The 10,434-nt window shown below is 73.7% G+C and carries 8 protein-coding genes; all 8 read left to right on the forward strand.

The window, feature by feature from the left end; all coding sequences use genetic code 11:
• Nucleotides 1-218 precede the first annotated feature (218 nt).
• The gene (gene nirB / locus DBR36_RS02410; protein WP_108317405.1) at nt 219-2,798 is read left to right on the forward strand and encodes a nitrite reductase large subunit NirB; all 2,580 of its coding nucleotides are present in this window, start codon (nt 219-221) and stop codon (nt 2,796-2,798) included.
• The gene (gene nirD / locus DBR36_RS02415; RefSeq protein ID WP_375136044.1) at nt 2,795-3,259 is read left to right on the forward strand and encodes a nitrite reductase small subunit NirD; all 465 of its coding nucleotides are present in this window, start codon (nt 2,795-2,797) and stop codon (nt 3,257-3,259) included. The genes nirB and nirD overlap by 4 nt, the downstream gene beginning before the upstream one ends.
• Nucleotides 3,256-4,485 carry a uroporphyrinogen-III C-methyltransferase gene (gene cobA, locus DBR36_RS02420; RefSeq protein ID WP_108317406.1) on the forward strand — a complete coding sequence of 410 codons (1,230 nt, stop codon included), beginning with the start codon at nt 3,256-3,258 and terminating at the stop codon, nt 4,483-4,485. Before nirD ends, cobA begins: the two co-directional genes overlap by 4 nt.
• The gene (locus DBR36_RS02425; RefSeq protein ID WP_108317407.1) at nt 4,482-5,621 is read left to right on the forward strand and encodes a uroporphyrinogen-III synthase; all 1,140 of its coding nucleotides are present in this window, start codon (nt 4,482-4,484) and stop codon (nt 5,619-5,621) included. Before cobA ends, DBR36_RS02425 begins: the two co-directional genes overlap by 4 nt.
• Nucleotides 5,618-6,433, forward strand: a complete 816-nt coding sequence (locus tag DBR36_RS02430) for a sirohydrochlorin chelatase (protein WP_108317408.1) — start codon at nt 5,618-5,620, stop codon at nt 6,431-6,433. The genes DBR36_RS02425 and DBR36_RS02430 overlap by 4 nt, the downstream gene beginning before the upstream one ends.
• 40 nt (nt 6,434-6,473) lie before the next feature.
• The gene (locus DBR36_RS02435) at nt 6,474-7,940 is read left to right on the forward strand and encodes a DUF6350 family protein (protein WP_108317409.1); all 1,467 of its coding nucleotides are present in this window, start codon (nt 6,474-6,476) and stop codon (nt 7,938-7,940) included.
• Between the two features lie 36 nt (nt 7,941-7,976).
• A complete protein-coding gene (gene purN, locus DBR36_RS02440) occupies nt 7,977-8,576 on the forward strand; it encodes a phosphoribosylglycinamide formyltransferase (protein ID WP_108317410.1) in 600 nt (199 codons plus the stop codon).
• Between the two features lie 62 nt (nt 8,577-8,638).
• Entirely contained in the window at nt 8,639-10,249 is a 1,611-nt protein-coding gene (purH, locus tag DBR36_RS02445) for a bifunctional phosphoribosylaminoimidazolecarboxamide formyltransferase/IMP cyclohydrolase (protein ID WP_108317411.1), read from the forward strand.
• The last annotated feature ends 185 nt before the right edge of the window (nt 10,250-10,434 follow it).

Here is a 10,434-nt window from a genome sequence, read left to right on the forward strand (position 1 = left end):
GAGTGGACGGGCGACGGGGAGGGGGAGGGGATGCCGGCATCCAAACCTCACAGGGCGGGCGCGGTCGCGTGAGAGAAACGTTCGCCGGGGGTAACGCCGGGGCGAGGCCGGGGGAAACCTCGGCTGCCTAACGTCGGGGCATGGCCCGCTCGCACCCCGCAACCGGAACGAAACACGCCCCTGACGCCGCGGCAAACTCCGCCGCCTACCGTGACGGGATGCTCCACCCCGCGTCATCCGGATCCGTCGTGGTCGTCGGTGCGGGGATGGTGGCCCACCGCTTCGTCGAAAGCCTCACCAGCCGCGACCTCGACGGCCGCTGGTCGATCACCGTGCTCGGCGACGAGGCGCGCGGCCCCTACGACCGGGTCGGCCTGACCGGGGTGTTCGCCGGCAAGACGCCCGAGGAGCTCGCGCTCGACCCCGCCGTCCTGGATCACGAGCGGGTGCGGGTGCACACCGACGCGCGCGTCACCCGCATCGACCGCGCCCACCGCACCGTCACCACCGCGGGCGGGGCGACCCACCGGTACGACCGGCTCGTGCTGGCCACGGGGTCGTACGCCGCGCGCCTCGCCCTGGACGGCTTCGATCACCGCGGTTGCTTCGTGTACCGCACCCTCGACGACGTCGCCGGCATGCGCGCCTGGGTCGCGCAGCGCTCGGCGCAGCTGGGCCGCCCCCTGCGCGGCGCCGTCGTCGGCGGCGGCCTGCTCGGCCTCGAGGCCGCCGGGGCGCTGCAGGCCGAGGGTGTCTCGCCCTTCGTCCTGCAGTCCAACGAGCGGCTCATGTCGGCGCAGCTCGACCTGGGCGGCGCGAAGACGTTGCAGCGGCTCATCGAGGCGCGCGGGATCGAGGTGCGCACGCAGTCGGTGACGACCCGCGTGGATGCCGACAAGACCGGCGCCGTGTGCGGCCTGGAGCTGCGCGACGGGACGTGGGAGGCCGTCGACATCGTCGTCTTCACGGTCGGCGTCCGCCCCCGCGACGAACTCGCCCGCGGGGCCGAGCTCGCGGTCGACGCGCGGGGCGGGGTCGTCATCGACGCCGGCTGCGACACGTCCGACCCCGCGATCCTCGCGATCGGCGAGGTGGCCAGCTTCGACGGGCAGTGCATCGGTCTGGTCGCCCCGGGTTACGCGATGGCCGAGGTCGCCGCGACCCGCCTGCTGGGGGGTGAGGCCGCGTTCGACGGGTTCGACACCTCGGCCAAGCTCAAGCTGTCGGGCGTCGAGGTCGCGAGCTTCGGCGACGCGTTCGCCGAGACGCCGAACGCCCTCGACGTCACTTACGCCGACCCGGTGTCGGGCGTGTACAAGAAACTCGTCCTGAGCGACGACGCGCGAACGCTGCTCGGCGGCATCCTCGTCGGCGATGCGTCGGCGTACACCGCGCTGCGCCCCCTGGTGGGTCGCGCTCTCGGGGGCGACCCCGCCGCGTACCTGCTGCCCGAGGGTCTCGCGCCCGCCGCGCAGGGCGACCTGCCGGCGGATGCCATCGTGTGCTCGTGCAACGGCGTCACCGCCGGGACGGTGCGCGACGCCGTGACCGCGCACGACTGCGCGGACGCCGCCGAGGTCAAGGCGTGCACAAAGGCGGGCGCGGCGTGCGGCTCGTGCTTCACCCTCGTCAAGAAGCTCGTCGCGACCGAGCTCGCGGCATCCGGAAAAGAGGTCTCGAACGGCCTGTGCGAGCACTTCTCGTTCACCCGGGCGCAGCTCTTCGACGCCGTGCGCATCTCGGGGCTCACGACGTTCACCGCGATCGTCGTGCGCTTCGGCACCGGTCGCGGCTGCGACATCTGCAAGCCGGCCCTCGCGAGCATCCTGGCCAGCCTGTATTCCGGACACGTGCTCGACGGCGAGCTCGCCACGATGCAGGACACCAACGACCACGTCATGGCGAACATCCAGCGCGACGGCACCTACAGCGTCGTGCCGCGCATCGCGGGCGGCGAGATCACCCCCGAGGGCCTCGTCGTGATCGGCGAGGTGGCCCGCGACTTCGGGCTCTACACGAAGATCACCGGCGGTCAGCGCATTGACATGTTCGGCGCCCGCCTCGAGCAGCTGCCCGAGATCTGGAAGCGCCTGGTCGACGCCGGGTTCGAATCGGGCCAGGCCTACGGCAAGGCGCTGCGCACCGTGAAGTCGTGCGTCGGTCAGACGTGGTGCCGCTACGGCGTGCAGGACTCGGTCGGCATGGCCGTGCGTCTCGAGCTGCGCTACCGGGGCCTGCGCTCGCCGCACAAGATCAAGTTCGGCGTCTCGGGCTGCGCGCGCGAGTGCGCCGAGGCCCGCGGCAAAGACGTCGGGGTCATCGCGACCGAGGCCGGCTGGAACATGTACGTCGGCGGCAACGGCGGCTTCACCCCGCGGCACGCGGTGCTGTTCGCCGAGGGCCTCGACGATGACGGGCTGCTGCGGGCGATCGATCGCTTTCTGATGTTCTACATCCGCACCGCCGACCGCCTGCAGCGCACCGCTCCCTGGATGCAGGACTACGAGGGCGGCCTCGACGCGCTGAAGGGCGTCGTGTTCGACGACACCCTCGGCATCGCCGACGACCTCGACCGTGCGATGGCCGCGCACGTCGACACCTACGAGGACGAGTGGGCGGCGACCCTCGCCGACCCCGAGAAGCTCAAGCGGTTCCAGAGCTTCGTCAACGCCCCCGACACGGCCGACCCCACGCTCGCCTACGTGAGCGAACGGGGTCAGCCCCGCCCCGCCACGACCGAGGAGCGTACGTCGGGTGCGGTGTTCATCGGCGGCACGACCCTGGCGGTGCGCTCATGACCACCGTGGACGCGACGGACGCGGACCTCATGACGGATGCCGCGCCCCCGGCGCCCCGCGGCGGCTCGACGGACGCGGTGGACGGTTCCGCCGGGTGGGTGCGCGTGTGCCGTGTCGACGACCTGCTGGTCGAGCGAGGGGCCGCCGCCCTGGTCGGCGCGCGGCAGATCGCGCTGTTCCGCACCTTCGACGGACGCCTCTTCGCCACCGACCAGATCGACCCGTACAGCGGGGCGGCCATCCTCTCGCGCGGAATCGTCGGCGACCGCGCGGGCGTGCCCACGGTGGCATCCCCCATGTACAAGCAGGTCTTCGACCTGCGGACCGGCGTCTGCCTGGACGCGCAGGGCGCCGAGTCGCGGTCCGTCCGCGTGCATCCGGTGGCCGTGACCGACGGCGACGTGTTCGTCAGAATCGCCCCCGCGGCCGACGCCGCCGGCGCAGGAGGAGACCCCCGATGATCGCTCTGGCAGGACTGGACCTCACCGACAAGCTCGTCGTGTGCGTCGGCGGTGGTGGCGTCGCCGAGCGACGGATCGCCCGGTTGCGCGCCGCCGGCGCCCGGGTGCGCGTGATCGCCCCCGCCGTCACCGACGCCCTCGCGGCGCTCGCCGCGGCGGGCGACATCGACTGGCGCGCCCGCGCCTTCGAGGTCGGCGACCTGGACGACGCATGGTTCTGCCACACCGCGACCGGGTCGGCGTCGGTCGACGCGGCCGTCGTCGAGGCCGCCGAGGCCCGTCGCGTGTGGTGCGTCAACGCCGGGCACGGCGGCAAGGGCACCGCGCGCCTGGCCGCCGAGACGACCAGCGGCGACGTCATGGTCGGGGTCGTCTCGACCGCGGGCGCCGACCCCCGCCGCAGCGTCGCCGTGCGCGACGCGATCGCCCAGCGCCTCGCCGAGGGCGCCCTTCCGCTCCGCCGTCGACGTCGCCCGCTCGTGGGGAGCGTGGCGCTCGTCGGCGGCGGTCCCGGCCCGGTCGACCTGCTCACCGTGCGCGCTCGCGCGCTGCTGGCCGAGGCCGACGTCGTCGTGCATGACCGCCTCGGACCCACCGGCGTGCTCGCCGAACTGGGCGACGACGTCGAACTGGTCGACGTCGGCAAACGCCCGCAGCACCACCCCGTGCCGCAGGACGAGATCAATGCGATCCTCGTGGACCGCGCGGCTCGGGGGCTGCGCGTCGTGCGGCTGAAAGGCGGCGACCCCTTCGTCTACGGCCGGGGCGGCGAGGAGGTACTGGCGTGCCGGGCGGCCGGCATCCCGGTCGAGGTCGTTCCGGGCATCTCGAGCGCGATCGCCGTCCCGTCGGCGGCGGGCGTCCCCGTCACGCACCGGGGCGTCGCCGCTACGCTGCATCTCGTGAACGGTCAGGACGTCCCGAGCGAGGCGACCCTCGCGGCCCTGCGCGACGACACCGCGACCGTCGTGGCCCTCATGGGCGTGAGCGCCCTGCCGCGCTTCGTCGCCGCGGCCCGGGCTGCCGGTGCTCCCGGGACGCGTCCCGTCGCCTTCGTCGAGAACGGCCACACGCCCGCGCAGCGCACGATCCGCACCACGCTGGCGACGGCGGTCCAGGATGCCGAGGCCCACCGCCTGTCGAACCCGGCGGTGCTGGTGTTCGGCGAGGTCGCGCGGGCCGACCTGCTGCTGCCCGCCGCGGCCCACGCCGAGGGCGTCGGGTGACGGCACCCGCGCGGACGATCAGCACGGTGCTCCTCGGATGCACCGTGCTGCTGCCCGTGGACCGGCGGTCGGGAGAGCTGTCGGCCGCGCTCGAGAGACACGGCGCGCGGGTGCGCGTCGCCCCGGCGCTGACGATCATCCCGCACGTCGACGACGACGAGCTCGTGTCGGCCACGCGCCGGCTCGTCGCCGACCCTCCCGACGTCGTCGTCGCCACCACCGGCGTGGGCTTCCGCGGCTGGATGGAGACCGCCGACGAGGCGGGTCTGCACGACGAACTGAGCGCGGTGCTGCGCAGCGCGCGGATCGTGGCGCGCGGTCCGAAGGCGCGCGGGGCGATCCAGCAGGCCGGGTTCGAGGCCGACTGGGTGGCCGAGAGCGAGACCTCGGCCGAGCTGCGCGACTTCCTCGTCGCCGAGGGGGTCGCGGGTCTGCACGTGGCCGTGCAGCATCACGGGTCCGGTGCCGACGGACTCGACGAGGCCTTCGAGGCGGCCGGGGCTCGCGTGACGAGTCTGACCATCTACCGATGGGGCCCACCGCCCGATCCCGAGGCCGTCGCCGCCTCGGCCCGCCAGGTCGCGCGGGGCGAGATCGACGCCGTGCTGTTCACCTCGGCCCCGGCCGCCCGCGAGTGGATCCTCGCCGCCGAACGCGCGGACGCGCTGGGCGGGGTGGCATCCCGTGCCCGGAGCGGCCAGGTGCTCGTCGCGGCCGTGGGGCCGATCACGGCGGGTCCCCTGCTCGACGCCGGCATCGAGCCCCTCGTGCCCGACCGCGGTCGCCTGGGAGCCCTGGTGCGCGCCGTGGTCACGCACTACGGCGGGGTCGATGCGCCGCTGATCGCCACGACGGCCGGGGCGCTCGGCATCCGCTCCTCGGGCGTCGTGCTCGACGGGCGGTTCGTGCCCGTGCCGCGCACGGGGGTCGAGATCCTGCGGGCCCTGGCGAAGGCGCCGGGTACCGTGGTGTCGCGCACCGAGCTGCTCGCGGCGCTGTCGAGCACCGAGGCCAGCGGTCATGCCGTCGAAGTCGCCGTCGCCCGCACGCGCGAGGCACTCGGCGGGACCGACCTGATCCGCACCGTGTACAAGCGCGGATACCGGCTCGACGTGATCGACGAGGAGGACTCATGACCGCGGTGCTCATCGCCTGTGCCCACGGCACGCGTTACGACGAGGGGCGCGAGGTCGTCCGGGCCCTGCTCGACGTGCTGCGCGACACCGCACCCGCGGACGTCGAGGTGCTCGAGGCCTACGTCGACGTGCACGGTCCCTTCGTGACCGACGTGGTCGCCGAGGCCCGCGCCCGCACACCCGACATCGTCATCGTCCCGCTGCTGCTGTCGACGGGGTATCACACCGAGGTCGATCTGGTCGAGGCGGCGGAGGGCCTGCCCATCGCCCCGGCGCTGGGTCCGCACCCGCTCCTGGCCGAGATCCTGCTCGATCGGGTCCGCGCCGTCGGCGCCGCCGAGGGGGACACGATCGTGCTCGCCGCCGCCGGATCGACGCGCCCGGGTGCCGTGGTCGACGTCGAACGCGTGGCGGCGATGATGGCGGATGCCGGCGCGCCCGGCCCGATCGTGACGGCCTACGCCGCGGCATCCGAGCCCCGCATCCCCGACGCCGTGGCGGCCGCACGTGCCGAGGGGGCGCGTACCGTCGCGGCGAGCTACGTGCTCGCGCCCGGCCACTTCTCTCGTGTCATCGAGAAGGCGGACGCCGACCTGACCTCCGCCCCCATCGGCGCCGACCCGCGGCTCGCGACCATCGTGTGGGAGAGGTGGCGCGACGCGCGCCGGGAGACGGGGGCGCCCGTGCCCGCCGCGTCCGCGCCCGCCGTGCCCATCGCGTCCGTGCCCGCCGTGCCCGCGCCCGCCGCGCCGCGGGCGCGATGGTTCGACCGACTGCGCGCTCTCGTGTCGGGGTCTCGCCGCCGCGCCTGAGCGACCCTCCGAGAGGGCGCGGGTAAGGTTCCTCACGCCCATGCATCGCCTTCTCGTCGCCCTTCTCGCCGCCCTCGACGCGGTGCTCGCCGCCGCGGGCGGAATCGCCGTGGTGCTCGCGCCCCTCACCCTGCTGTGGGTGTTCGGCATCGGCGACCCGCAGTGGGGCGCGCTTTGGCCCACCTCGGCCGCGATCTGGCACCTCGGGCATTTCGTCCCCGTCACCGTGACCCTCCCCGATACGTACCTGGCCGCGACGGGGATCGACCCGTCGTTCGCGACGATCGGACTCTCGCTCGCGCCTCTCGCGTTCGCCGCGTTCACGGCGCTGTTCGCCGCCCGCTCGGGTTCGCGCGCCGCCGAGGCGGGCGCCGCGGTCACCGGCTGGGTGTCGGGCTCGATCGTCTTCGCCGCCCTCGCCACGCTCGTCGCGGTCACCGCGAACGCCCCCCTGGTGTCGTCGGAGCTCTGGCCGTCGATCCTGCTGCCCTCTCTGCTGTTCGCCGCGCCGTCGCTGGTGGGGGCGTTCGTCGGTTCGTGGCGCGTGGGCGACGACGGTCCGGTCGACGCGCTGCGGGCGCAGATCCAGCGGATGCCGCGAGCCTGGAGCGGCGTCCCCGAGCTCGCCCTGCGCGGGGTCGCGCTGACGACCCTCGGCCTGGTGGCCGTCGGGGGAGTGGTCGTGGTGGCGGGACTCGTCGCGCGCTCGACGCAGGTCATCGGCCTCTACCAGGCGAGCAACGCCGACGGCATCGGCGCGACCGTCATCGCCCTCGGCCAGCTCGTGTACCTGCCGACGCTCGTGCTCTGGGCCATCGCCTTCACCGCCGGCCCGGGCTTCGCCCTCGGCACCGACACCGCGGTCACGCCCGCCGCGACGCAGGTGGGTGCGCTCCCCGGCATCCCGGTGCTCGGAGCGATCCCCGACACGACCTCGTCGTGGCTGCTTCTGCTCGTGCTGCTGCCCGTCGCGGTGGGCGCGCTGACGGGATGGATCCTGCGATCCCGGATGCCACGGACCGACGGCCCCGAGCCGGTGGGGCCGCGCCTGGTCGCCGCCGTCGCGGTCGCCGTGCTCACCGGCGGGGTCGGCGCGCTCATCGCCGTGGCCTCGGCGGGGTCGATCGGACCGGGGCGCCTCGCCGAGACCGGGCCCCAGCCCGGCCCCCTCGCGCTGGCCCTCGGCGTCGAGACCCTGGTGGGTCTTTCGATCCTGCTGCTGAGCCCCCGAGTCGGGGCGCACGATGACGACTTCCCGGTGCACGACGAGGTGCCCGCGTTCTCGTTCCCCGCCCGCGCGCACGAACCCTTCGACCGAGACCAGCACATGACCGGCCCGGCGCCCACCGCCCCGGTCCCCGGCCGCGGAATCGCCTCGGAAGCCTGGCCGAGCACCTACCGCGAGCCGGACGCCGACGACACCGGGCCCCTCTCGCCGACCGACGACGAGGTGCGCGAGCGCATCCGCGCCGCGTGGGCGGACGACGACCCCGACCGCTCCCACTGAGCGGACCCCGCCGACGCACCTGCGTAGACTGAGCGCGTGCTCACGGTCGCCGTCCTCATCTCCGGCACCGGCTCGAACCTCCGCGCCCTGCTCGAGGCGGCTTCTGCCCCCGACTTCCCCGCGCGCGTGGTCGTGGTCGGTGCCGACCGCGAGGCCGACGGCTTCGCCCACGCCGAGCACTTCGGCATCCCGAGCTTCCTCGTCGCGTACGACGCGTTCGCCTCGCGCGAGCAATGGGGTGCCGAGCTCGGCGCGCAGCTGGCCGTGTGGCAGCCCGACCTCGTCGTGCTGAGCGGTCTCATGCGCCTGCTGCCGGCCGACCTCGTCGCCGCGTGGGAGCCGCGCATCATCAACACCCACCCCGCGTACCTGCCCGAGTTCCCGGGCGCGCACGGCGTGCGCGACGCGCTGGCCGCCGGGGCCACGCAGACGGGGGCGAGCGTGATCGTCGTCGACTCCGGCGTCGACACCGGACCGATCCTCGCGCAGGAACGCATCCCCGTCCTGCCCGGCGACACCGAGGACACCCTGCACGAGCGCATCAAGCCCGTCGAACGGCGCCTGCTGATCGACGTCGTGCGCCGCATCGCCGAGGGCGAGCTCGACCTCGCCGCCGCGGCATCCCGAACCGCCTGACCGCGCGGCGGGCACTCGTCCGCCGCGAACGAACCCGACTCGAGACACAGGAGCCGCACGCCATGGCCGGACCCCGCCACGACCCCGCCGACTACCGTCCCCGCGACGTCGTCCCGATCCGCCGCGCGCTGGTGTCGGTCAGCGACAAGACCGGCCTTCTCGAGCTCGGTGCCGCTCTCGCGGCGGCCGGCGTCGAGATCGTCTCCACCGGCGGCTCGGCCACGCTGCTGCGCGAGGCCGGGTACGACGTCACCGACGTGTCCGCCGTGACCGGCTTTCCGGAGTCGCTCGACGGCCGCGTGAAGACGCTGCACCCGAACGTCCACGCCGGGCTCCTCGCCGACCTGCGGCTGGCCTCGCACGAGGCGCAGCTCGAGGACCTCGGCATCCGGCCCTTCGAACTCGTCGTGGTCAACCTGTACCCGTTCGTCGAGACCGTGGCATCCGGTGCCGAGGGCGACGACGTCGTCGAGCAGATCGACATCGGCGGCCCCGCCATGGTGCGCGCGTCGGCCAAGAACCACGCCAACGTCGCCATCGTCGTCTCGCCCGAGTCCTACCCCGCCATCATCGACGCGCTGCAGGCGCAGGGCGGAACGACCCTCGTGCAGCGCCGCGAGCTCGCCGCCCGTGCCTTCTCGCACACCGCCGCGTACGACACGGCCGTGTCGACCTGGTTCGCCGAGGGCACCCTGGGCGACGACATCGACCTGCCCGCGCACCTGACGATCCAGGCCGAGCGCCTGTCGACCCTGCGCTACGGCGAGAACTCGCACCAGCGCGCCGCGATCTACTCGCGCGTCGGGGGCCACGGCATCGCCCAGGCCACGCAGCTGCAGGGTAAGGAGATGTCGTACAACAACTACGTCGACGCCGACGCGGCGCTTCGCGCGGCCTTCGACATGGTCAAGCCGGCGGTCGCGATCATCAAGCACGCGAACCCCTGCGGGATCGCCGTCGCCGCGCCCAACGCCCTCGACCCCATCGCCTCGGCGCACCTGCGCGCGCACGAGTGCGACCCCGTGTCGGCGTTCGGCGGAGTGATCGCGGCGAACCGGACCGTCACGCTGAAGATGGCCGAGAACCTGCGCGACATCTTCACCGAGGTCATCATCGCCCCCGACTTCGAGCCCGAGGCGCTCGAGGTGTTCAAGCTCAAGAAGAACCTGCGCGTGCTGCGGCTTCCCGCCGACTGGAAGCAGGAGCCGATGGACGTGCGCCTGGTCTCGGGCGGCCTGCTGCTGCAGGACGCCGACCGCTTCCCCGCCGACATCGAGTCGGTCGCCAAGGACTGGGAGCTCGTCTCGGGCGAGCGCCCCGCCGAGGCCGACATGGAGAGCCTCATCTTCGCGTGGAAGTCGTGCCGCGCGGTCAAGTCCAACGCGATCGTCCTCGCGCAGGGCTCGGCGACGGTCGGCATCGGCATGGGCCAGGTCAACCGCGTCGACTCGTGCCGACTGGCCGTCGAGCGCGCCGGCGACCGCGCGGCCGGCTCGATCGCGGCATCCGATGCCTTCTTCCCTTTCGCCGACGGGCCGCAGGTGCTGATCGACGCGGGGATCTCGGCGATCATCCAGCCCGGGGGATCGGTGCGGGATGCCGAGGTCATCGACGCCGCGCGCGCGGCCGGCGTGACGATGTTCTTCACGGGCGAGCGCCACTTCTTCCACTGAGCCGTCGCTTTTCGACGCCGTCGCAGCTTCGGGTGCGGCGGCGTCGTCGTGTGCGGGGTGCCGGCGGCGCCGTCGTGTGCGGGGGCGCGGCTCGAGCCAGGGCTGCCGATAAACGCTGTTCGTGCTCAGAAACGCGGTGGCTGCGCGTTTCTCGGCAGGGATGGCGTTTATCGGCGGGGTGGGGC

It is taken from the genome of Microbacterium sp. HMWF026 (assembly GCF_003061325.1).
Lineage (GTDB): Bacteria > Actinomycetota > Actinomycetes > Actinomycetales > Microbacteriaceae > Microbacterium > Microbacterium testaceum_E.

Bases quoted from the DNA above. Each gene is read 5' to 3' on its own strand.
- nirB (WP_108317405.1), top strand. From the start codon at position 219: ATGCTCCACCCCGCGTCATCCGGATCCGTCGTGGTCGTCGGTGCGGGG.
- DBR36_RS02430 (WP_108317408.1), top strand. From the start codon at position 5,618: ATGACCGCGGTGCTCATCGCCTGTGCCCACGGCACGCGTTACGACGAG.
- DBR36_RS02435 (WP_108317409.1), top strand. From the start codon at position 6,474: ATGCATCGCCTTCTCGTCGCCCTTCTCGCCGCCCTCGACGCGGTGCTC.
- purH (WP_108317411.1), top strand. From the start codon at position 8,639: ATGGCCGGACCCCGCCACGACCCCGCCGACTACCGTCCCCGCGACGTC.
- nirD (WP_375136044.1), top strand. From the start codon at position 2,795: ATGACCACCGTGGACGCGACGGACGCGGACCTCATGACGGATGCCGCG.
- cobA (WP_108317406.1), top strand. From the start codon at position 3,256: ATGATCGCTCTGGCAGGACTGGACCTCACCGACAAGCTCGTCGTGTGC.